This is a genomic window from Mannheimia haemolytica, from assembly GCA_900638155.1.
GTDB lineage: Bacteria > Pseudomonadota > Gammaproteobacteria > Enterobacterales > Pasteurellaceae > Mannheimia > Mannheimia glucosida.
In genome coordinates this window covers 1,604,347-1,627,081 of the sequence record LR134495.1, presented here as the reverse complement: position 1 = coordinate 1,627,081, position 22,735 = coordinate 1,604,347, and the positions used below count along the sequence as shown (strand labels likewise).

Annotated in this window: 25 protein-coding genes, 1 tRNA gene and 3 pseudogenes; 19 read left to right on the top strand and 10 right to left on the bottom strand. The window is 45.0% G+C overall.

The window, feature by feature from the left end; genetic code table 11:
* Nucleotides 1-19 precede the first annotated feature (19 nt).
* The 10 genes and pseudogenes from EL242_RS08025 to EL242_RS07975 all read left to right on the top strand — a co-directional run.
* Nucleotides 20-105 (top strand) — tRNA-Leu (locus EL242_RS08025).
* Between the two features lie 97 nt (nt 106-202).
* Nucleotides 203-1,027 (top strand): ParA family protein, encoded by an 825-nt coding sequence (locus EL242_RS08020; protein ID WP_012340861.1) that lies wholly within the window; start codon nt 203-205, stop codon nt 1,025-1,027.
* Nucleotides 1,028-1,038: 11 nt separating this feature from the next.
* Nucleotides 1,039-2,400 carry a replicative DNA helicase gene (gene dnaB / locus EL242_RS08015; RefSeq protein WP_012340860.1) on the top strand — a complete coding sequence of 454 codons (1,362 nt, stop codon included), beginning with the start codon at nt 1,039-1,041 and terminating at the stop codon, nt 2,398-2,400.
* Nucleotides 2,401-2,408: 8 nt separating this feature from the next.
* Complete coding sequence (locus EL242_RS08010) at nt 2,409-4,055, top strand: ParB family protein (RefSeq protein WP_012340859.1); 1,647 nt, start codon at nt 2,409-2,411, stop codon at nt 4,053-4,055.
* A complete protein-coding gene (locus EL242_RS08005; protein ID WP_012340858.1) occupies nt 4,048-4,605 on the top strand; it encodes a DUF2857 domain-containing protein in 558 nt (185 codons plus the stop codon). The genes EL242_RS08010 and EL242_RS08005 overlap by 8 nt, the downstream gene beginning before the upstream one ends.
* 158 nt (nt 4,606-4,763) lie before the next feature.
* Nucleotides 4,764-5,954, top strand: coding sequence for an STY4528 family pathogenicity island replication protein (locus EL242_RS08000; protein ID WP_012340857.1), 1,191 nt, complete (start codon nt 4,764-4,766; stop codon nt 5,952-5,954).
* 178 nt (nt 5,955-6,132) lie between these two features.
* Complete coding sequence (locus EL242_RS07995) at nt 6,133-6,891, top strand: PFL_4669 family integrating conjugative element protein (protein ID WP_012340856.1); 759 nt, start codon at nt 6,133-6,135, stop codon at nt 6,889-6,891.
* An 8-nt stretch (nt 6,892-6,899) separates the two neighbouring features.
* A complete protein-coding gene (locus EL242_RS07990; RefSeq protein WP_012340855.1) occupies nt 6,900-7,385 on the top strand; it encodes a DUF3158 family protein in 486 nt (161 codons plus the stop codon).
* A gap of 333 nt (nt 7,386-7,718) precedes the next feature.
* Nucleotides 7,719-8,171: a single-stranded DNA-binding protein gene (gene ssb / locus EL242_RS07985; protein ID WP_012340854.1), complete on the top strand. Its 453-nt coding sequence runs from the start codon at nt 7,719-7,721 to the stop codon at nt 8,169-8,171.
* Between the two features lie 574 nt (nt 8,172-8,745).
* Nucleotides 8,746-9,372: pseudogene (locus EL242_RS07975) on the top strand (zinc-dependent alcohol dehydrogenase family protein); the annotation flags it as partial.
* Nucleotides 9,373-9,424: 52 nt separating this feature from the next.
* On the opposite strand, the pseudogene EL242_RS11595 reads toward EL242_RS07975, so the two are convergent.
* Both EL242_RS11595 and EL242_RS07965 read right to left on the bottom strand, forming a co-directional pair.
* A pseudogene (locus EL242_RS11595) lies at nt 9,425-9,784 on the bottom strand (arsenical-resistance protein); the annotation flags it as partial.
* A 14-nt stretch (nt 9,785-9,798) separates the two neighbouring features.
* Nucleotides 9,799-10,197, bottom strand: a complete 399-nt coding sequence (locus EL242_RS07965) for a Cd(II)/Pb(II)-responsive transcriptional regulator (RefSeq protein ID WP_010907411.1) — start codon at nt 10,195-10,197, stop codon at nt 9,799-9,801.
* A 70-nt stretch (nt 10,198-10,267) separates the two neighbouring features.
* Between EL242_RS07965 and EL242_RS07960 the strand changes: the two genes are divergently transcribed.
* A complete protein-coding gene (locus EL242_RS07960) occupies nt 10,268-10,882 on the top strand; it encodes a cation diffusion facilitator family transporter (protein ID WP_025329030.1) in 615 nt (204 codons plus the stop codon).
* Nucleotides 10,883-10,965: 83 nt separating this feature from the next.
* Here the strand turns inward: EL242_RS07960 and arsB are convergent, their stop codons facing one another.
* The 3 genes from arsB to EL242_RS07945 form a co-directional block, all read right to left on the bottom strand.
* Nucleotides 10,966-11,982 (bottom strand): ACR3 family arsenite efflux transporter, encoded by a 1,017-nt coding sequence (gene arsB / locus EL242_RS07955; protein WP_047977622.1) that lies wholly within the window; start codon nt 11,980-11,982, stop codon nt 10,966-10,968.
* Between the two features lie 3 nt (nt 11,983-11,985).
* A complete protein-coding gene (arsC, locus tag EL242_RS07950; protein ID WP_125134848.1) occupies nt 11,986-12,390 on the bottom strand; it encodes an arsenate reductase (glutaredoxin) in 405 nt (134 codons plus the stop codon).
* A 64-nt stretch (nt 12,391-12,454) separates the two neighbouring features.
* Nucleotides 12,455-12,757 (bottom strand): ArsR/SmtB family transcription factor, encoded by a 303-nt coding sequence (locus EL242_RS07945; protein WP_014550505.1) that lies wholly within the window; start codon nt 12,755-12,757, stop codon nt 12,455-12,457.
* Nucleotides 12,758-12,928: 171 nt separating this feature from the next.
* Here EL242_RS07945 and EL242_RS07940 point away from each other — a divergent pair, with 171 nt between their 5' ends.
* Nucleotides 12,929-13,099, top strand: a complete 171-nt coding sequence (locus EL242_RS07940; RefSeq protein WP_220186751.1) for a hypothetical protein — start codon at nt 12,929-12,931, stop codon at nt 13,097-13,099.
* On the opposite strand, the pseudogene EL242_RS07935 reads toward EL242_RS07940, so the two are convergent.
* Nucleotides 13,087-13,269: pseudogene (locus tag EL242_RS07935) on the bottom strand (arsenic resistance protein); the annotation flags it as partial. The gene EL242_RS07940 and the pseudogene EL242_RS07935 overlap by 13 nt on opposite strands.
* 36 nt (nt 13,270-13,305) lie before the next feature.
* Nucleotides 13,306-13,695: a Cu(I)-responsive transcriptional regulator gene (gene cueR / locus EL242_RS07930; protein WP_005612063.1), complete on the bottom strand. Its 390-nt coding sequence runs from the start codon at nt 13,693-13,695 to the stop codon at nt 13,306-13,308.
* A 190-nt stretch (nt 13,696-13,885) separates the two neighbouring features.
* On the opposite strand from cueR (EL242_RS07930), the gene EL242_RS11590 reads away from it, so the two are divergent.
* The 6 genes from EL242_RS11590 (at nt 13,886) to EL242_RS07905 (ending at nt 19,892) form a co-directional block, all read left to right on the top strand.
* A complete protein-coding gene (locus tag EL242_RS11590; protein ID WP_005612067.1) occupies nt 13,886-14,032 on the top strand; it encodes a hypothetical protein in 147 nt (48 codons plus the stop codon).
* Between the two features lie 70 nt (nt 14,033-14,102).
* Nucleotides 14,103-14,849: a DUF305 domain-containing protein gene (locus EL242_RS07925; protein ID WP_025342476.1), complete on the top strand. Its 747-nt coding sequence runs from the start codon at nt 14,103-14,105 to the stop codon at nt 14,847-14,849.
* Between the two features lie 424 nt (nt 14,850-15,273).
* The gene (locus EL242_RS07920; RefSeq protein ID WP_126302736.1) at nt 15,274-17,349 is read left to right on the top strand and encodes a copper-transporting P-type ATPase; all 2,076 of its coding nucleotides are present in this window, start codon (nt 15,274-15,276) and stop codon (nt 17,347-17,349) included.
* Between the two features lie 132 nt (nt 17,350-17,481).
* The gene (locus tag EL242_RS07915) at nt 17,482-17,718 is read left to right on the top strand and encodes a DUF2933 domain-containing protein (RefSeq protein ID WP_025235801.1); all 237 of its coding nucleotides are present in this window, start codon (nt 17,482-17,484) and stop codon (nt 17,716-17,718) included.
* Nucleotides 17,718-19,322, top strand: coding sequence for a multicopper oxidase family protein (locus EL242_RS07910; protein WP_078318301.1), 1,605 nt, complete (start codon nt 17,718-17,720; stop codon nt 19,320-19,322). Before EL242_RS07915 ends, EL242_RS07910 begins: the two co-directional genes overlap by 1 nt.
* 159 nt (nt 19,323-19,481) lie before the next feature.
* Nucleotides 19,482-19,892: a DUF411 domain-containing protein gene (locus EL242_RS07905; protein WP_317485588.1), complete on the top strand. Its 411-nt coding sequence runs from the start codon at nt 19,482-19,484 to the stop codon at nt 19,890-19,892.
* A gap of 214 nt (nt 19,893-20,106) precedes the next feature.
* Here the strand turns inward: EL242_RS07905 and cueR (EL242_RS07900) are convergent, their stop codons facing one another.
* Nucleotides 20,107-20,511, bottom strand: a complete 405-nt coding sequence (gene cueR / locus EL242_RS07900; protein ID WP_126302161.1) for a Cu(I)-responsive transcriptional regulator — start codon at nt 20,509-20,511, stop codon at nt 20,107-20,109.
* A gap of 154 nt (nt 20,512-20,665) precedes the next feature.
* Entirely contained in the window at nt 20,666-20,845 is a 180-nt protein-coding gene (locus EL242_RS07895; protein ID WP_006248870.1) for a hypothetical protein, read from the bottom strand.
* 109 nt (nt 20,846-20,954) lie between these two features.
* On the opposite strand from EL242_RS07895, the gene EL242_RS07890 reads away from it, so the two are divergent.
* Nucleotides 20,955-21,089: an alcohol dehydrogenase catalytic domain-containing protein gene (locus tag EL242_RS07890; RefSeq protein ID WP_015587091.1), complete on the top strand. Its 135-nt coding sequence runs from the start codon at nt 20,955-20,957 to the stop codon at nt 21,087-21,089.
* Between the two features lie 89 nt (nt 21,090-21,178).
* Here EL242_RS07890 and EL242_RS07885 read toward each other — a convergent pair whose 3' ends face one another.
* The gene (locus tag EL242_RS07885; RefSeq protein ID WP_025342479.1) at nt 21,179-22,726 is read right to left on the bottom strand and encodes a multicopper oxidase family protein; all 1,548 of its coding nucleotides are present in this window, start codon (nt 22,724-22,726) and stop codon (nt 21,179-21,181) included.
* Nucleotides 22,727-22,735: the final 9 nt, after the last annotated feature.

The following is a 22,735-nucleotide window of genomic DNA, read 5'->3' as shown; positions in this document are numbered from 1 at the left end:
TGAATAAAAAGCACTCTTAGCCTGAGTGATGAAATTGGTAGACATGACGGATTCAAAATCCGTTGGTGAATAACCGTGTCGGTTCGAGTCCGACCTCAGGCACCATTTGAATCACACTTGTAGTTTCTCTCTTTCAAATAATCAATTCAAATACACCGTATTAATGGCCAATACTCCTTAACCCTTGTTAAGAGAGTAAATTATGAAACCATTACAAAACGGTACAAACAAACCTTTTACCATTACTATTGCTTCAACTAAAGGTGGCTCTGCCAAGAGTACGAATGCTGCTAACATTGGTGCATTCTGTGCAGAACACGGTCTAAGAACCCTTCTTATTGATACCGATACCCAACCCACATTAAGCTCTTATTATGAGTTGGAATATCAAGCTCCCGGTGGAACTTACGAATTTCTGCATTTTAAAGATGTAGATCCTACCCACATTATTTCTAGAACGACTATCCCAAATCTTGACTTGATCCAGTCTAATGACCCGTCAAATAAAATCAGCCCAATGCTGAGAGATTCACCTGACGGTGCATTACGTTTTAGTTTACTGCTCCAGAAAATTGAAGGTTATGATGTCATCATTATTGACACTCGTGGTACCAGAGATATTACTGTCGATATGTCTGTATTGGCAGCAGATGTTTTATTCTGTCCTATTCTTCCCCACATTTTATCTGCTAAGGAGTTTATTCGTGGCACGATTGGAATGTATCAAGACCTCGAAACCTTTACGGCATTTGGCTTTACCCTACCACCGCTGAAAGCGATGATTAACTGTGTTGATCACACTAAAGATGTCAAATTGGTTTCCGACTACCTTCATACTCTCTTCCAAAATGAGTTTGATGAAAACAAAACATTGCTGGAATTTTCGGTACCTGACCGCGTGGCATATCGTGAAGCGGCAACTTTTTCAAAACCGGTCTATCGTCAGAGCCAAGCTGAATATGAAACGATCAGTCAGCTTTGTGCGTTACTGATGCCACAGTTTGCAAACTCTCACTTCTCAGCATAGAGGGAGAATGTATGTCTAGCTTAAATAAATCACTTGTACAGCCGCATTCTATAGAGGCTGAATTTTCAGTAATCGGTGGATTACTCTTGGATAATGAACTCTTTGATGAAGTGAGTAGCAAAATCAATGAGGGGGATTTTTATAATTTTACTCACCGTCTACTGTTTAAGCATATTTCCGAATTGATTGAAGCCGGTAAACCAGCAGATATATTGACATTGGATCAATACCTTACCCAGAAAAAAGTGATCGAGGATTTGGGCGGATTTGCTTATCTTGCAGAAATAGTCAAAAACACTCCATCTACAGCTAATATCCACGCTTATACGGATATCGTTCTCTTATATAGTAAACAGCGACAGCTTTTAAAACTGGGGCAGTTTATTGTTGATCAGACACAGAGTGCGAAAACGCCAGATAAGTTTGAAGCTGTTGTTGATGACATTGAGAAAAAAATTACTGAGTTTAGCCTATCAGATAATACAAAATCTGCAGCAGATTTAAGTGATATTTTTGCCAATATGCTCTCTCGTATGGAACTCTCGGCTAAAAATGGAGATCCTGTGACAGGTACTCCAACTGGTATTCAAGGTATTGACGAAGCGACAACAGGTGGACAGCCAGGCGATTTAATCGTGATTGGTGCCCGCCCTTCTATGGGAAAAACCGCATTTTCTCAAACTATCGCTTACCATACACTTAAAAAATTCGAGTCGGCTCCTGTGTTCTATCACAGCATGGAAATGCCGGCAGATCAGATTTTACAACGTTTTCTAGCTATGCGTGCCAGAGTGGGATTGCAAAATATTAGACAGGCAGACAGTTTGGATGATGAGGAATGGTCAAAACTAACCTCAGCAATGGGCTATATCCTAGAACATTGGAAAAATCGTTTAGTTATTGATGATGAAGGTAGTCTCACGCCTCAAAAATTACGCACTAAAGTTCGACAAAATGCTCGTAAATATGGCAAACCGGCAGCTATTTTCATTGATTACATTCAGTTAATGCAAACCTCGCAACGTTATGAAAATCGCAATTTAGAAATTGCCAACATCTCTCGTTCACTCAAATTACTGGCAAAAGAGATGGATTGTCCGGTTTATGCCCTCTCTCAGCTGAACCGGTCTGTGGAACAACGTGCCAATAAACGCCCGATCAACTCTGATTTACGGGAATCCGGCTCACTTGAGCAAGATGCCGATGTCATTTTATTCATCTACCGAGATGAAGTTTATGATGCGGATTCTCCGTTTAAAGGCACTGCTGAAATCATTATCGGCAAGCAAAGAAACGGACCACTTACTTCCGTAATGACGAATTTCAGAAGTGAATTTGCCCTATTTGAAAACAGAACAAACACAACGCATTAGGATAGATTATGACAAAAGATGAAAAAAGACTGGCAGCGATAGCAAAAGGATTAAATGTTTCACCTATTTCAAATACGGCTCCATCCTACCAAACAGCCACACCAACGCATTACAGTAGCGATGTTGAATATATTACAGTAACGCTGGATAAGTTGCGTCCGTATGAGCATAACCCTCGGAAAACCCGTAACCCTAACTTTGAGATGATCAAAGAGTCTATTCGTCGTCGAGGGTTAGATCATAAGCCGAATATCACCCGTCGTCCGGGAGAAGATTTCTATATTATCGCTGACGGTGGTAATACTCGTATTCAGGCACTCAAGGAGCTCTTTACCGAGACCAAAGATCCAAAATTTTGGTCCATCAGTTGTCAATATAAACCTTGGCAAGGTGATACTGCCGACAGTGTCGAAGCTGAACTCAATTTACTTATCGGGCATTTGATTGAAAATGATACCCGTGCGGATTTGTCATTTATTGAAAAAGCATTGGGGATTTTGCAGGCGAAGGAGTATTACGAGAAAAAATTAGGTAAGTCTCTTTCTTCGAGAGAGTTATCTTCTGAGTTAGAAAATGATGGATATATTATCTCTCATGCTCTCATTCTTAAAATGGAACGTTGTGTTAATTACTTATATCCACATATACCAGAAGTTCTTTTTAGTGGTCTTGGTCATACACAGATCGATAAACTATTAGCTATTCGTAATAATGCTGAAGAGGTATGGGCAGCCCATCAATTTGATACTGATGTTACTTTTGAATCGCTCTGGTCAGAAAATTTATCCAAATTTAATGAGGCTACACCATTTCAAGCAAAAGAATTCCAAAGTGAATTGATTACGGCAATGGTTGAAGCTTTAGAGGGTAAAGTGAGTTTTGAAACACTTTATCTGGATATTGACTTAGATGAACAAAAATTCAAAAAAATAGCGGCTAAACAACAAGAAATTGATAATTTAGTTGAAAAAACAGTCGATCAAATCAATACCAGACAGGAACAACAAACTGCAAAATCTGAACCTCTCATCAAAAATGAAAATAAAGCCGTTACTCCCCAAAAAGCTCAACATATTATTGATGAGGTAATTGATGATAACGAAAGTGATGATGAGCAGAATAACGCTATTACTGATTTATCTCAGCTTGGCTCTTCATTGCTCGATAACCAAGATAATCAAGAAGATTATCTATCCCAAATTGCCCATAACTTTGGACTCACTCCGGGAATGAGTATTCAAGAACAGCGAGAGCAACGAGCTGAAGCGAATGGACTGACTTTTGCTTGTGAAGGTCGCCAACCGGTTGAAGATATTTGGTTGATTCACCCCGCACGTCAATATCGCTCAGAGGCCTACTCACTGGCCTTAGATATTGCCGAAAGTATGGGCATTGACCATCTGGTTGAACATATTGTGAAACAACCAGTGGATTACACTTATGCAATGAAACCGGCAGATACTGAACTTTCACCGTCTGCTTTAACACTCTACTCATTCCTCTCAATGTTACAGACTGCTGAACATAAAGATGAAAATAGCTGTGTCTTAGATTCCAAATTCCTGTTTGAGCTTGATGATCTTACCTTAGTCAAAATTTTCCGTCTCATTCGGGTCAGTCGCCATATTCGCCAACAAGGAGGAGAAAATGATTAAGCCGATTACCGTAAATGAAGCATTGATTGGTAACGCCCTGCTCAATATTAAAGAGGGAAATATCCATCCTTGTCTAAAAATGGGATTTTCTGAGGAGCAACTAAAAGCGATCAATAATCTCAGTATTGATGAAATTATGGATATTAGCAACTCCGTTGTCTCTTTTGCTAAGGTGGAGATTAATCACGAAACCTTTTGGAAATTACTGGCTATTGCACAAGCCAATACTCAACAGCGACAAATTATTGACCGAGCATTATTGCTCGGAGCCTCTATTGAAATGTTGCACCAGTATTTTGGTTTATCAACCTCTGAAGTCTCGGCTCGCCGTCAATTACTCGGTATCGAAGAAAAAATGGGACGAAAAGCGGCAGCAAGTGATGAAGAATCTACCCATATTTGGGAAATTTGGCAAAGATACAAACAACGAATGGAAATCCTAGATTCACAAGAAGGATTAGAGCTTCTGTGTCTGATTGCTGAGGAAGGCAATATGAATCTAACGGTTGTTTGGAAACTGGTTTCCGAATGGTATTCAAAACATAAGTAAAAAATAAATGCCCCGAAGTTGGAGCTTTGGGGCATTCGATATTGAGTCTTGTATCTCTATCTTATGAATTACAAGGACTTTGCAGAAGTCCCGTGCATTATAGCCATAGGAGAGAGAATAGCAAGAGAAAAACTCTTTTATCCTGGTGGAGAGAAACAATGTTTAGCAGCACGAATAAGCCAACAGAGCATGGATTGCTATTTTTTGGCAACCAACACGAAACAGTCCCTACTCGATTATTACAAGATCCCTGCCTTACACCAAGAGCAAAGTTTGCTTGGCAGCTCATTAAGTGCAATGTTCAAGCCTTTCAAGGAGGATTATTTCCCTCTTATGAGACGCTCAGCAAAATGTTATCCGATAGACCTTATGCGGAGGCTAAATTATCGGAAAAAGTCGTGACTCAAACACTCTATTTACTCCGTCTTACTCGCTGGCTTACTTTATGTGAAACAGTGCGTGATGAGCGAGGTTATGTACAAGGTAATGTTTATATCCTACATGATGAACCTGTGCCAATTTTAGATGCAATTCAATTAAATAGCGACTATCTCTCTTTTTTAGATAAATGCACCAAACATAAAGATAGCCTTATTAATGGTGTGGCAAATCATATTGTTGAAAGTCTAATAACAGACAAAACCAAATGGCACTATGTCTCTCATTTAGACTGTTTACAAAGTCGTTATCAGATATACCAGCAACAGCAGCTGGTGAAAGATAAACAGCCATCGCAAACAGAACAAGAATTAAGCAAAATTCAACAAAACATCCTAACTTCCACTATGGAAGTTAGGGATTTTGATGAGGAAGTCAGGAAAAAATCCTCTAAAAACCAGACTTCCAATAAGGGAGTTAGGGCTAAAAATGAAGATAAGTCATTGATTTTAGACTTACTTCCATTAGGGAAGTCAGATGTACAGTACCGTACTTTATATATTAATAAGTACTGTACTGGGGAACCGAGCGAAATTACTTGGCCACAAGAAATCCCATTAACTTCACTTGAACAAAAACTTACTGCACAGGCAATGAAGGGATTAGACCTCGGTTTATGCCAAGCTATTTTGTTGGAAGCACAACAACGCATTATTCAAAAGCAGGATGTGAAAAAACCGAAAGGTTATCTCTATACGCTTATCCAGCGGGCGAAGCAGGGTGAATTTAAACCCTACTATTTTGAATTAGGAAAAAATCTTCCCTCACAGAATCAGGCTAACAATAATTCTGCTCATTCTATACAAAAACTGACTGAGCAGCCTACTGAGAAACCGGTCTTAACTTCAGCAGACAGAGAGCAAATGGCTAGTCGTATGCAGAAGTTTAGAGCTGAATTACTTTTACAATAAGATTAAAAAACAATCACTGTTAAGGGGCTTAATAGTGAGTGAAAAATAATCAGTGTGTACCAGGTACACAATGGATAAAAAATAAACAGCGTAGGCAGTGTCTGCAAAGATTAAAAAACAGACAATGGAAAGCCCCTTTCCAAAGACTAAAAAATAATCAAATAAACAAGGAGCATATATGACCACTCAATTAGATCCTCAACTTGGTCCACTTCGTAGTGAGATCACTTTTACGTTACATACCCAATATGCCCATAAATTATGGGTGGGGCGACCAATGATTCGTAATGAGGAAGGCAAAGTAACTCAATCCTCCATTATCAGCGTACCAAATTGCTTTGCAATGCTAACCCAAATTCAACGGGCTGCATCAGAAGATGATCCTTATGCTGACGATTATCTGATTCAATTTGAAGAAAGTGTGATCAATTATCGGAAGGAAATCCAAAAGCTCACCAACGACATTGTCACGCTCTACGCCAAAATGTTGCCGGAGGGAATTTCTATTGAACGCTGTGCCAATATTTCCCCGATTTCTTACCCGATTTATGTTAATTCACAGCTAGGGTATCAATTACTCTACTTACTTGGTGATTTTGATAGCCTTTGCCGTTCAGTAATGACGGCAGCTCATATTGCGATTATCAATCGTGCAGAAGCTCAAGATTGGATTGAAGCTGGTGCAAGGTTAATCCGGAAATGTTTTGGGATCGTTGAGCGTTATAAGAGTTCAGGAATCACTCGTCGGGACTATCAAGAAAAGAATGCTCGCTATCAAGCTGCGATAAAACGAATGGGCTATACACTCTCAGATGCTGTACTTACCGGTGAGCATCGTGCTGAGTTTGCTCCCTTCATCAAGCAAAACACTACTGTTGAAGAAGAGCAATCCGTAGAAACCCATATCACGGCACAGACAAATGAATCTCAAAAATAAGGAGTGATATGAACCTCATCTCTGATGAAATTTATCGGCAATTAGTCAAAGATTCTGGGCTGAATACTTCTCTGAAACAGCTATTTAGCCATTTTGACACTGGCTCAGACTATGAACTTTTGCAAGAACAGTTCACTCAAGCTCGGGCTTATTTTATGGCTGCACAGGATAGTATGGTGCAGTCTGTGCGGCAGGATCTTTCACCTTTGGCTGTTTATATGATTAAGGATAAGGCCTCATCCTCAGGCGGTACATTTTTACGCTGGCGTAGTATGCAAAATGCCAGAACCGGTGGCACAGTTTGGCAGCCGATTGTAGATGATAAGTCTGTCCCAGTGGAGGTGAGGAAAAAAGTTGTCGCAGTAGAAAAAGACAGGATTTTGATTAATATGCAGATTTCGGTGTTTAATCATATTTTGCGACAGTTGGCAGATTGTGCTGAAAAGTTGAAAGAGGTAGATAATGCCGTTGCGAAATCAGACTTAAATTCGTAGTAAATTTATATATAATAACTCCTATATTGGTTGTGTGTAAACGCCAACCACGGTGGGCTGACGTGGTAAAACAAACAGTCCGTTAATTAGGACATATTCAAGTTTGTAATACCTGAAAAAGTGCAGTTTGTAAATCCTGCATTAAAAGGCCTTTTAAAGGTAAGGGTACAAGCCCCTTACCTTCACGAAGAAAAAGCCTTTACAACGGAGGAATAAGTGATTGCACACGTAAAAATGAAAAATTCACTCTAACCAAATTTTAATTAAATACTTTTTTCTTAGGCTGAATCAAGTTTAATAGAACTAACTTAATTTATTGAAGGAGTAAATACGATGGCAGGAATCAATAAAGTGATTATTGTCGGTAATCTTGGCAACGATCCTGAAATGCGGACTATGCCTAATGGTGAAGCAGTTGCTAATATTAGTGTGGCAACTTCTGAAAGTTGGACGGATAAAAATACCGGAGAACGTCGAGAAGTCACTGAATGGCATCGTATCGTTTTTTATCGCCGTTATGCTGAAATTTGTGGTCAGTACCTACGTAAAGGCTCTAAAATTTATATCGAAGGAAAATTACGGACACGTAAGTGGCAAGACCAAAACGGGCAAGAGCGTTATACAACCGAAATCCAAGGTGAACTATTACAAATGTTAGATAGCCGTAATGCTACAAATAGCGTAGATGGACAACAATCTAACTATCAAGCTATGAGCCAATCTCCAAAAGCAACACATCCACAAGATTTACCAATGGATAACTTTGATGATGATATTCCGTTCTGAGTTACATATAATTTAAAACTGTAAAATAAAACCCATATAAATATAGAGAACCCTTTATTTTAAAAGGGTTCTCTTTTTTTACATTAATTTCGACACAACATCTTTAATTTGATAGTATTTATATATGATATTTTTGTAAATTAAATGAATATGTATAGATTAGAAACAGTCCTTTTTTTCAAATGGAGAACGTTTTCCTATATTGGTTAATGTTAAAACTGGTATTCCTGATTTTTATTCAACCTTATGGGTAACTGTGGAACTACGTAATCAATCCGCAGTAAACACAATTAGAAATAAGCTGGGAACTATACAGTGGATAATGAATTGGGAAAAACAGAATAATCTTGTTATTAGTGATCTAATTCATAACAAAGTACTCTTAACAGAAAACCAATTAGAATCTCTTATTCGGCATATGAGAATAAATGTAAAAAAGCAAAAGAATGTAATCAATACAAAAAAAGTGTGTTAATGAAAGGTAGGACTCAATTTATTGATATTTATTCTGCCGTATCTCTTAGTCATCAATATAATAGACTAACAACGCTTTCAGAATACATATTATTTCTATCAAGCTGCGGCAAGTTGGATGATGTTTGTAACCGCATACGGCGGTTTGATTGAATTTGGCAAGGTGCAAAAAGGCGATTTTGTTGTATTGGGCGGAGCGACCAGCTCGGTAGGCATTGCCGCCATTCAAATCGCCAAAATGCAAGGGGCAAACGTGATTGCTCTGTCTCGCACGCACGCCAAAGGCGATGTGCTTTTACAGAAAGGGGCGGATTTTGTGATTGCCACCAAAGAAGATGACGTTACGGCTAAATTACTAGAAATTACAAACGGCAAAGGCGTGAATTTAGTGTTCGACCCTGTGGGTGGCAAAGAAGCAGCAAAAATTATCAACGCAATGACACAAGACGGCAAATACATCATCTACGGTGCATTAAGCCACGATGATATCGCCGTGCCTGTGTTCCCAATTTTAGGCAAACACTTAACCGTGCGAGGCTATGAATTGTTTGAAATCACTACCGTACCAGAAAAACTCGCTCAAGCGAAAAAATTCGTGTTTGACGGCTTAGCAAGCTGTCAATTAAAACCAGAAATTGACAAAGTTTTTGCTTTTGATGAAATGGCGGAAGCTCACCGTTATATGGAAAGCAATGCACAGATTGGGAAGATTTTGGTAAAGGTTTGATTGTTTTAAGGTAAATATGCCGTCTGAAAAATAAGTTTCAGACGGCACATCGTTATTTTACCTGCCGATTAAGCCACCACACTAGCGAGAGCATCACAGGCACTTCCACCAGCACACCGACCACCGTTGCCAATGCCGCCCCCGAGTGCAAACCGAACAAAGAAATTGCCACCGCCAATTCAAAAAAATTACTCGTGCCAATCAAGCACGCAGGGGCGGAAATTTCGTGTGGTAATTTGAGCTATTTTGCCAAAACGTGAGCCAAGGCAAAAATGCCGTAAGTCTGTGCCAGCAAGGGAATGGCAATCAGCAAAATAATCAAGGGATTGGCAATAATGGTTTGGGTTTGAAAGGCAAACAGCAACACCACCGTCAAAATCAAACCCATAATGGAAAAAGGTTTCAGGCTGCCTGAAAAATATTCCGCTATTCTTTTTCTTTAATACCTTGAATAATCTGACACTTATCAACCGTTTTATTTTCACAACCCACAAATTGCATTAAAAAAGTTTTAACTTGTTGTAGTTCTGTGATTTGTTCGTCCAAATATGCCAAATGTTGCTCGGCAAGTGCATTGATTTCATTGCATTGTTTGTTAGGCGTTTGTTGTAATTGCAACAGCGTTTTGATGTTACTTAAAGAAAGACCGATATTACGGCAAGTTTTAATAAAGCGTAATTGTTCTAACTGATTTTCATCAAACACACGATAGCCGTTTTGTTGATGTGTAGGGGCGATTAAGCCTTGTTTTTCATAATAACGAATGGTTTCCAAATGTACGCCTGTTTGTTCACTGGCTTGTTTTATTTTAAAAAATTTTGACATTTTGGCTTGACCCTGTAATGACTACGGGGTTTATAGTATAGCAAATTTCATCTTAAAACAGGAGCAAAAAATGGCGTGTCAAAATTGTTGTGGTTCAAATCAGCCCATTCATCAATCGCCCAAGTACAAAAAAGCCTTGTGGATTGTCTTGATATTAAATTTATCAATGTTTTTTGTGGAAATTGTGATGGGGGTTAAATCGGGTTCAACTTCGCTGTTGTCAGACAGTTTGGATTTCTTGGGCGACAGTGCCAATTATTTGATAAGTTTGATTGTTTTGCCAATGGCGTTAAGTTACCGAGCCAAAGCATCTATGGTTAAGGGGCTAACGATGGGCGGTTTTGGTTTATTTATTTTAATGACGACCATTTATCGTGTGTTTTATGGGGAAATGCCCAGTTATTCTGAAATGAGCATTGTGGGATTTTTGGCGTTATTGGTCAATGTGTCGGCATTGTTGATATTATTAAAATTTCGTGATGGCGACAGCAATGTCCGCAGTGTGTGGGTGTGTTCCCGAAACGATGCGATTGGTAATGTGGCGGTAATTTTGGCGGGTATGGCAGTTTATTTTTTTCAATCAAAATATCCTGATTTAATTGTGGCGTTTGTTTTGGCATTTTTGGCATTACAAGCCAGTCAAGAAATCACCAAAAGGGCTTGGGCGGAATTAAAAGTCAGTTAATTTAAAACACCGTTTGGATTGATGTTCAAGCGGTGTTTTTATTTTTAAATTTTGCAAAATAACTTTCAGGCTGCCTGAAAAACCTACACCCCTTTATTCCCCAGCGATTTTCGGTTTATCCACCACACCAGCGAGAGCATCACAGGCACTTCCACCAGCACACCGACCACCGTTGCCAATGCCGCCCCAGAATGCAAACCGAACAAAGAAATTGCCACCGCCACCGCCAATTCAAAAAAATTACTCGTGCCAATCAAGCACGCAGGGGCGGAAATTTCGTGTGGTAATTTGAGCCATTTTGCCAAAACGTGAGCCAAGGCAAAAATGCCGTAAGTCTGTGCCAGCAGGGGAATAGCAATCAGCAGAATAATCAAAGGGTTGGCAATAATGGTTTGGGCTTGAAAGGCGAATAGCAACACCACCGTCAAAATCAAGCCCATCACGGAAAAGGGTTTTAGGCTGCCTGAAAATTGTGCCACCGATTTACCCGATTTTTGTAAATAAGAGCGGGTAAGCCAGCCTGCCAGCAAGGGCAACAGCACATACAAAACCGTGCTTAAAATCAAGGTATTCCACGGAATTTCTATGTCGCTTACGCCGAGCAATACGCCTGCAATCGGAGCATACGCCACAATCATAATCAAATCATTGACCGAAACCTGCACCAAAGTGTAATTGGGGTCGCCTTTGACCAGTTGCGACCACACAAACACCATTGCCGTACACGGTGCCACACCCAGCAAAATCATGCCGGCAATGTATTCTTGTGCCGACTGTGCGTCCACCCAACCTGCAAAAAACACCCGAAAAAACAACCAGCCGAACACCGCCATCGTAAACGGCTTGACCAACCAGTTGATAAATAAGGTTAAAAATAAGCCCTTTGGTTTTTTGCCCACGTCTTTGATTGCCGACCAATCAATCTGAATCATCATCGGATAAATCATCAGCCAAATCAGTATCGCCACAGGCAAATTCACATGAGCCACTTCCAAAGATGCAACCCATTGAAATACATTGGGCAACCAAACACCCAAAACCACGCCCAGCACAATCGCCAACGCCACCCAAAGGCTTAAAAAACGTTCAAACAACCCCATGATTTACTCCTTATGATTAATAATTTCGCCGTCTTCTTTGACAAACGGGATCGCAAAAGGCGGTAAAAATGCCAAAACTGTTTCGGACGGACGGCATAATTTCACGCCTTTTTCGCTCACCACAATCGGACGATTGATTAAAATCGGTTCACAAAGCATGGCGGAAATGAGTTCGTCATCGCTTAACTTTTCGTTTTGCAAACCAAGCGTTTCATACGGCACTACATTCGTCCTAAGTAACTGGCGGGGCGTGATGCCCATGCGTTTGATTAAATTACGCAAAATCGTTTCACTTGGCGGATTTTTCAAATATTCAATCACTTGTGGCTCAATACCAGCGTGGCGGATGAGTGCCAGCACATTGCGTGAAGTACCGCAGTTTGGGTTGTGATAAATGGTAATGTTCATAGTTACTCCAATCTTTCAAGAAATATAGAAATATTTGGCAATAATTTTTCAGGCTGCCTGAAAATCACTGGCAAGATTCGCCTGTTTGAGAACAGCAGTTTTGGGTCAGAAAATGGGTCAATGCCATCATCAAATCCAGCTCGGCAAAATAACGCATGTGCCGTCCTTCCTGCACCACACGCACAAGCCCCGAATGCAACAGGCTTTTTAGATGAAAAGACACATTATTCGGGGCAAGGTTAAGCTGTTTTGCCAAGTCGCCAGCAATCATGCCAGTACTGCCTGCGGCGGTAAGTTGTTGAAAAATCGCCAGTCTTATCGGAGAAGACAGGCTCTCAAAGAGTTTGCTTGCTTGTATCGTATTCATAGGCGTAATTATAACAAGAAATTTCAATATTTCAAGTATGATTGAAATGTTTTTTAATTGTCCGAAGCCACCTTTCCAAATCCAAAAAACCACTTCCCATTTTTCGCTATTCTTATCCTAATTTCAATACATTAAAATACGCTCATTCCATTTCATAAATAAGGTAAAAAAATGACCAAACAAATTCAATTTACAAAAACAGGTTCGCCTGATGTCCTGCAAATCGTTGATGTACAAATCCCCGCCCCCAAATCGGGCGAAGTGCAAATCCAAATGCACGCTTTGGGGCTAAAGGCAAAAATCATAATCACATCATTTAAGTACACTTACACCAGCGTGTAATTGGGGTCGCCTTTGACCAGTTGAGACCAAACAAAAACCATTGCCGTACAAGGCGCCACCCCAAGCAAAATCATACCTGCAATGTACTCGCCTGCCGATTGTTCATCTACCCAGCCAGCAAAAAACACCTTAAAAAACAACCAGCCCACAAGTGCCATCGTAAAAGGCTGTTATCAAGCTATGGCATTCATCTGCTTTGATGGTGGTTAAAAATCGCCCAAGCCTTTTAAGATAGGGCAGTCGGGATTGTCATCGCCCCCGCAGGCATCGCTCCACACTTGCAGGGTGTGTTGCATTGATTTTAATTCTTTGATTTTATTGGATAAAAAATCAATATGACTGGCGGTGAGCGTTTTGACCTGAGCACTTGTGCGGTGTGGATTGTCTTGCAGTGCCAAAAGCTCGCCAATCTGTGCAAGCGAAAAACCGACGCTGCGGGCTTTGGCGATGAATTTTAGCCGAGCGATGTCATTGGAATTATAAATCCGATAACCTGCTTCACTGCGTGATGGGTTAATTAATAAGCCTGCTTTTTCATAATCACGGATTTGTTTGACGGAAAGTTGGGTAGATTTAGACGCTTGTCCGATGTTCATTGTTGCTCCTTATTGAGTGGTGTGTAAAAAAATGTTATCAAGTAAAAACAACCCTTGACCCTAACGCAAGGTTAGGGTTTATGATGCACACATCAAAACAAAAAAGCAATGCTTTTAATCGCTTAAAAGCACTTTGTTTTGATAATCCACTTTAACTTAACATTCGGAGAAACTGTTATGAACGCTGATTTTGTTCAAAACCGACACGCCCATTGCGGCTGCCAGTCTTGCACGGGGCAAAACTGCCGTCCGGACTGCCAATGCCAAAACGGCAAGCCCTGCATTTGTGATGACTGCACTTGCAACGGCTGTGCGTGTGAATCGTAAAACCAAATAGTGAAATGGACATTGGGCGAATCTGTCATTTGCCCAATGTTATCAATGCCCATTTTGACAAGGAGAATCCAATGACATTCATCAAAAACCGTGCCGTACATCTTGTCGCTGCCGCTGTTGTTTTGGCGACTTCAACCGCTTTTGCCGACGGCAAAAACGAAGTGCCGACGCACTCGATGGCGTGCGACAATAACTACACCCAAACCACCCACGACTGCCCAAATAACCAAAACGGGCACGCAGCGGTGAACCACGCCAATATGAACCACTCTGCTATGGCGATGGATACTCAAAATGCTCCGCCCCATACCCAAGCCTATCTTGCAATGATGAACAAGATGGGCGATGAGATGAGCAAAGCGGGCAATCTTGCCGATGCTGATACCGCTTTTGCCAAAGGTATGATTCCGCACCATATCGGAGCAGTTGAGATGGCAAAAGTACAGCTTGAATTTGGCAAAGACGAAACAATGAGAAAACTTGCCCAAGCGATTATTGATGGACAACAAAGTGAAATCGACCTGATGAACGCTTGGCTGGCGGGTAAAGACACCGCAACCCAAAACCCGCAAGCCCCGCACGCCAAGGCCTATGCCGCAGGCAAGGCGCACCACGAGGCGATGATGGCGGCAATCAATGAGCCAAACCCTGATGTTGCCTTTGCCAAAGCAATGATTCCGCATCATCAAGGGGCGGTCGAGATGGCAAAAGTGCAATTACAGTTCGGCAAAGACGAAAAAATGAAAAAGCTCGCTCAAGACATCATCAAAGCCCAAGAACCTGAAATCAAGCTGATGCAAGACTGGTTAAAACAGTAGGGGCAATAAGGCAAAAACACCGCTTTTGATAAAGCGGTGCTTTTGAGGTCGTCTGAAAACAGGTTTAAGGCTTTTTCAGACGGCATTTGGGGTTTTCAGGCAACCTTTAAAACAAGCCCCAAGGAAATGATGATGCCGACTTGTCGGACACATCGGCAAGCGATGTTCTGAACCTTCTGCTTTTTCAGACGGCATCGGTATTTGCAGGCAGCCTGAAAAAAACCGTCATTCTGACCGGCCCAATCCGTACCTACTTTTTTGGTAAACGACCGGTGATGACCCTATGAACCCAACAGGAGAAATTGTGATGAAGCAAGAAACACACAAACCGCCCAAACACCACGAGTGCCGACACGGACACGGACAGCACCGCCCTGTGCAGACACCGTCCGATGCAGCGGCTGCTTCGGGCTACACCTGCCCGATGCATCCGGAAATCCGGCAAGACCGCCCCGGCAACTGCCCTCTTTGCGGTATGGCATTGGAGCCGCTGATGCCTGAATTGGACGACGACAATCCGGAGCTGCGTGATTTTTCCCGACGCTTTTGGTACACGCTGCCCCTGACGGCGGCAGTGCTGGTGCTGGCGATGTTCGGCGAGCGTCTGAACCTGATTGATATGGCCGCACAAAGCTGGGTAGAGCTGGTGCTGTCGCTGCCGATCGTGCTGTGGGCGGGGCTGCCGTTTTTCTCACGGGGTTGGCAGTCGCTGGCAAACCGTAGTCCCAATATGTGGACGCTGATTGCACTGGGAACGGGTGCAGCCTTCGTTTACAGCGTTGTTGCCACCGCTGCACCCGGCATCTTTCCGGCATCGTTTGTATCGATGGGGCGGGTCGGCGTGTATTTTGAGGCGGCGGCCGTCATCATCTCGCTGACCTTGCTCGGCCAGATGCTCGAACTCAAAGCCCGGTCGCAGACTTCGGCGGCAATCAAGACCCTGCTCGGACTGGCGCCCAAAACCGCACGGCGTATCGACCCGGGCGGTGCTGAAGAAGATGTGCCGCTCAGCCACATCCACATCGGCGACCTTCTGCGTGTGCGCCCCGGCGAAAAAGTGCCTGTCGATGGCGTGGTGGTTGAGGGCGCAAGCTCGGTAGATGAATCGATGCTGACCGGCGAGCCGCTGCCGGTGCGCAAAGCCACCGGCGACAAAGTCATCGGCGCCACGCTCAACACCGGCGGTGCGCTCGTCATCCGCTCCGAGCGCATCGGTTCGGAAACCGTGCTTTCGCAGATTGTCCAGATGGTGGCCCAGGCGCAGCGCTCCAAAGCACCGATGCAGCGTATGGCCGACGGGGTGGCAGGCTATTTCGTACTGGCGGTTGTCGCCGTCGCCGTTGCCACTTTCTTTGTCTGGGGCGTGTTCGGCCCGCAACCGTCTTGGGTGTTCGGGTTGATCAACGCCGTTGCGGTCTTGATTATCGCCTGCCCCTGTGCACTGGGACTGGCCACGCCGATGTCGGTGATGGTCGCCACAGGACGCGGGGCAGGCAGGGGCATATTGTTCCGTGATGCCGCCGCTATCGAAAACTTGCGGCGAGTAGACACTTTGGTGATTGATAAAACCGGCACACTCACCGAAGGCCGACCCGCCTTTGACCGTGCCGTTGCGGCAGCAGGCTTTTCCGCCGAAGAAGTGCTGCGTTTGGCCGCCAGCTTGGATCAGGGCAGCGAACACCCGCTGGCCGACGCCATTGTGCAGGCCGCACGGGCACAACAGCTGAAGCTGAGCAAACCCGAACAGTTTGATTCAGGCAGCGGCATCGGCGTGAGCGGCGTGGTTGAAGGGCGTGCGCTGGCACTAGGCAACACGGCGTTTATGCAGCAGAACGGGCTTAGCGTCGAACCACTGTTCGAGCAGGCCGAATCCCTGCGCAGTGAAGGTGCCAGCGTGATATATCTGGCTGCGGACGGACATCTTGCGGGACTGCTTGCCGTCTCCGATCCTGTAAAAGACAGCACCCCCGAAGCATTGGCCTCGCTCAAAGCAGCCGGCCTGCGCATCATTATGGCAACCGGCGACGGATTGACCACGGCAAACGCCGTGGGCGCAAAACTGGGCATCAACGAAGTGCACGGTGAAGTCAAGCCCGCCGACAAACTGGCACTGATCGAGCGGCTTCAGAACGAAGGGCGGGTGGTCGCAATGGCAGGCGACGGCATCAACGATGCCCCCGCACTGGCCAAAGCCGATGTCGGCATCGCAATGGGTACCGGCACCGATGTGGCAATGAGCAGTGCACAAATCACGCTGGTCAAAGGCGATTTGCGGGGTATTGCCACCGCACGCAAATTGTCTGAGGCCACCGTGCGCAATATGAAGGAAAACCTGTTATTTGCCTTCTTATACAACGGCCTGGGGGTTCCCGTTGCCGCCGGCGTGCTGTACCCCTTTACCGGCTGGCTGCTCTCGCCGATGATTGCCGCACTGGCGATGAGCCTAAGCTCGGCATCCGTGGTCGGCAACGCTCTGCGGCTGAACAACAGCAGGCTATGAGCGTAAAGAAACGGCAAGAAAACTTTACCCGGCGCCCACAAAAAAGCCCTTGACCCTAACGTAGGGTAAGGGCTTACACTGAGCCCAAGTTTTCAAAAAACCGTTTCACCCAAACCTTTAAGGAGACCGACGATGAACACCCTAAGCAAACTGGCAAAAAACAAAAAAGCCCTGTTGGTATTGGCGGCTGCCGCCTTCGCCGTCATCGCCTTTGCCAAGCCCGCACTTTTGCCCTTCGCCCTGTTGATGCTCTGCCCCCTGATGCACCTGTTTATGCACGGCGGACACGGCAGCCACGGCACGCACAATGCCAAAACCGAAGCGGTGAAGATAACACACCGCCCCAATCTTGACACAGGAGACAAATAATGGATCGCAGAAAATTTTTACTCTACGGCATCGGCATCGGTGCGGCGGGCGCGTCTTGGTATGCCTTGTCGCGCTTCGGAATGAACGGGCAGCCTATGGATATGGGCGGCCAAGGGCACCAAATGGCGTCCGGCACGATGGGCGGTATGGGCAATATGCAGGGAACGGGAAAACTGATGCCGTCTGAAATGATGCCTTCGGGCCAGCCGCTTAAAGATTTGCCTAGGCTTGCCAACGCTTCATCGCAGGCGGGCGTGTTTCAGGCAGCCATTACGGCCGCGCCGGTGAAAATCACAATGGCGGGCGGCAAAGAAACCGAGTTTTGGGCGTATAACGGGCAGCTGCCCGGGCCGCAGATTGAAGTGTACGAGGGCGATACGGTGGAAATCACCGTAACCAACCGCCTGCCGCAGCCCACCACCGTGCACTGGCACGGGCTGGATGTGCCCAACGACGCCGACGGTAACCCACAAGACCCGATAGAGCCGGGGCAGAGCAAAACCTACCGCTTCACCCTGCCCGAGGGCAGCGCCGGCACTTACTGGTATCACCCGCACCCGCACAATTATGTTTCCGAGCAGGTCTACAAAGGGCTGGCCGGTACGCTCATCGTCAAAGCCAAAAACGATGTGCTCGCCCACAGCGAACAGCACTGGCTGATTTCCAACTTGCGCCTGAATGAAGACGGCAGCATTCCGCCCAACACAATGCTCGACTGGATGAACGGGCGTGAAGGCGAATTCGTGCTGATTAACGGGCAATACCGCCCGAAAATCAAGCTCTCCGGCAACGAGCGCCTGCGTATCTGGAACGCCACCAGCGCCCGCTACCTGCGCCTGAAAATCAAAGGTGTGCAGTGGATTGTGGTCGGCACCGACGGCGGCCTCTTGGAAAAACCGCTTGCCCCCGCCGACGAGCTGTTTTTAGCCCCCGCCGAGCGGGTGGAAGTGTTCGCCGTCGGTCAGGCGCAGACCACGGCCGAACTCACCAGCCTGTACTACGACCGCCGCAAAATGATGGTGCAGGAAAAAGCCGCCGACCTGAACCTGGGCGAAGTGCAATTCACCCCCGCCGATGCCGCCCTGCCTGCCGCCTTGCGCACACTGCCTGCGCTGCCTGCGCCTGTGGTCAAGCGTGAAGTGGTGTTCAGCGAACAAATGAAGCCGATGCAAAACACGCAAAGCCAAGGCGGTATGCAGGGAATGGATCACGGCGCAATGGCGGGTGAAATGGCGGGCGCGATGCAAAACACCATTCCCCAAGATATGGTAGGCGTGTTTTTGGTCAACGGTAAAACCTTCGATATGAAGCGCGTGGACTTTGTCGGCAACGAAGGCGATGTCGAAGAATGGACGCTGGCCAACCAAAGCCATATGGATCACCCCTTCCACCTGCACGGCACGCAGTTTGAAGTGCTGCAAACCAGCCTGAACGGCAACACCGCCCCCGCGCCTTACCGCGCCCGCAAAGACACGGTCAACCTGCGCCCGGGCGAAACCGCCGTCATCCGCTTTATCCAAGGAAACAAGGGTCTCAAAATGTTCCACTGCCATATCTTGGAACACGAAAATCTGGGAATGATGGCAATGTTGCAAGTGAAATAAACCCCGAACCGCTTTTTCAGACGGCCTTGCTTGATTAAGCCTGCCTGAAAAATCCCCAAACCACTTAACCCACGACGAGGCAAAACAATGAACAAATCCTTTTTTGGCAAAACCTTGGCCCTATCAGCCGTCTTGGCAAGCGTGGCAGGCGTAGGCTGGATGCTCGCCAACCCCGCCCCCGCAGAGGCCAAACCCGTACTGGAAGTGTACAAAAGCCCAAGTTGCGGCTGCTGCGGCGAATGGGTCAAGCATATGCAGGACAACGGTTTTAGCGTGAAAATCCACGACACCGGCAACAGCCAAATCCGCACACAAATGGGCATATCGCCCAAATACGGCTCCTGCCACACCGCCGTGATTGACGGCTACGCCGTCGAAGGGCACACGCCCGCATCAGAAGTCAAACGCCTGCTTGCCGAACGCCCCGACGCCGTCGGCATCGCCGTGCCCGCAATGCCCATTGGCTCGCCGGGAATGGACGGTGAAGCGTACGGCGGCCGAAAAGACCCCTACGATGTGCTGCTGCTGGGCAAAAACGGCACGCACAGCGTGTACCAAAGTTATCCTTGAACGCTCGGCAAAAAAACCAGCCTGAAAACGCTCATCGGTTTTCAGGCTGAATTTTTCTCATCAAAGCGTCAAAAACCGCTGTTTTTTACCACCGATAAGTGCTTCTTGCGGTAAAAAACAGCGGTAAAACGGCAAATTGTGTTTTTTAAGACGGCCTTCTTAAATTAAACCTGCCTGAATTAACCCTGCCTGAAAAAACCGCCAAAAAACTTTGTCAGCCCTTATCCTCACCGCTCTCCGCCAAGCCTTTTAAAATCGGGCAGTCGGGGGCGTTGTCGCCGGTGCAGGCGTCGCTCCACGCCTGCAAGGTGGCTTTCATCTGTGTCAGTTCTTCGATTTTCTGGGTCAAAAATTCAATGTGCATATTTGCCAACGCTTTGACTTCACAGCTTTTGCGGTGTGGATTGTCTTTCAGTGCCAAAAGCTCGCCAATTTGGGCAAGCGAAAAGCCCACGCCCCTTGCTTTGGCGATGAATTTTAGGCGGTCAAGCGTATCATTGCCATAAATACGATAGCCTGATGCACTGCGTGAAGTGTTTGATAACAAACCGACTTTTTCATAATCACGGATTTGCTTGATGGACAGCCCTGTGGCTTTGGACGCTTGACCGATGTTCATTGTTGCTCCTTGTTTTGGCGTTTGTAAAAAATTGTCAATCCGCAAAAATAATCCTTGACCCTAACGCAAGGTTAGGTTTTATGATACGCTCATCAAAACAAAAAAGCAATGTTTTTAGTGGCTTAAAAACGGTTTTTGTTTTGATAATCAACCTTTAATTTGGAGAATTGTTATGAACGACATCATCAAAAACCCAAACGCCCACTGCGGTTGCCAATCTTGCACAGGGCAAAATTGCAATCCAAAATGCAACTGCCAAAATGGCGAGCTGTGCATTTGTCAAAACTGCACTTGTGGCGATTGTGATTGCAAGTAATTGATTAACTAAAAACATTGGGCGGGCTTAGGTTTGCCCAATGTTTGCCAAATCCCATTTTGATAAGGAAAACTATAATGAAAATGTTTAAAAACCGTGCCGTGCATTGGGACTAAACCGTGCCGAGATGATGTATCGGGAAGGGGCGTATGTGATTGACCCTGTGTTCCCTGCGACTTTGGGTTATGCAGGGGCAGGCGTGGTCGTGGCAGTGGGCGATGACGCTGGCGAATTTCAAATCGGCGACAAAGTGAGCGTCTGATCTGCACCCCAAAAGTTGGACTAAAAACCAACTGATTAAGGTGCAGATTTTTTATGACGAAATCCCTCTATTTTTATAGTTAGATACCACTATTCCACTTTAAACATCCCCATCATACCGAGATTTTCATGTTCTAAAATATGGCAATGGTACATTTTCAACCCAGTATGTCCTTGCTTAAAGCGAATAATCACTTTTTCATAAGGGCGTAAATTAACCACATCTTTTAACGCTCTGCCTTCTGGCTTAAAGGTTTTACCGTTTAACGTATGTTGAATTACTTCAAATTGAGTGCCGTGTAAATGGAATGGATGATCCATATGGCTTTCATTGAAGATTTCCCACTGTTCCACTTCATTCAATTTGGTAACAAAATCAATACGGTTCATATCAAAGGTTTGACCGTTGATTAAGAACATACCATTCATCATTGGTGGAATAGGGTTGTCCGTTAGTGTTGTAGTAGCGTGATGTGTACCGTGATTCATCATTGGCATATTCGTATGGTTCATCATTTTTTCACTAAAGCGAATTTGGCGAACCTGCTTTGGCTCATCCCAGTTAGGCAAGGACCTTAAGCTTTCAGGTAACTGAACAGGTTCTGATTTCACCTGAATTGTGGCTAAAGTGAGATCTTTAGGCTGTTCTTGAACCATCATCTTACGGCGATCATAATAACCGCTTTGTAAATTGACTGTTCCTTGCGTTTCACCCACCATAATCACTTCAACGCGTTCGGCTGGTGTAAGTAGCAGTTCATCAACAGGCGAGCGAGGTTTTTCAAGTAAACCACCTTCGGTACCCACCACAATCCATTTCACCCCTGGAATGTTTAAACGAAAATAACGAGCGCTAGTGGCATTCCAAAGACGGATTCGTTCATTCGTTTTCACTTGAATCTGGGGCTGATATTGACCGTTGATTAACACAAATTCACCCTCACGACCGTTCATCCAATCTAACATCGTGTTTGCTGGAATGGTGCCATCGGCATTTAAACGCAGATCGGAAATCACCCAATGTTGTTCAGGAAGGTGTGCAAGCGGATCATTTTTCGCTTTAACAACGAAAGTGCCTGCTAAGCCTTTATAGACTTGTTCGGAAACATGGTCATGTGGATGAGGGTGGTACCAATATGTCCCAGCACTGCCTTGAGGTAGCGTAAAGCGATAGACTTTTTTCCCTTGCGGTTCAACCATATCCATCGGGTTACCATCCGCCTCATTTGGTACATCTAAGCCGTGCCAATGTACTGTTGAGGGTTGTGGTAGGTGATTGATAAATTCAATTTCTACGGTATCTCCTTCAAATACTTCAATTTGTGGCCCTGGTAGTTGTCCGTTATAAGCCCAAAATTCCGTTTCTTTATTGTCTGCGAGGCGAATTTTAATTGGCTCTGCTTTTAAAGTGGCTTTGAACAGTCCAGCTTGAGTCGATTGATTAGCAAGTTTTGGTAATATCCCATTAAGCGATAAACCTGAAGGCATTGCCTCAGTTGGCATTAGGCCAGTAGGTACTGAATGCATCATCGCCATATTGCCATGTTGTGCGTGGTTCATCATATTCGCGAGGCTATAAAGCGAGCTACTGGCTAAGCTAATTCCAATTCCATAACGTAAAAAATCTCGACGTTTCATTCTTTCCCC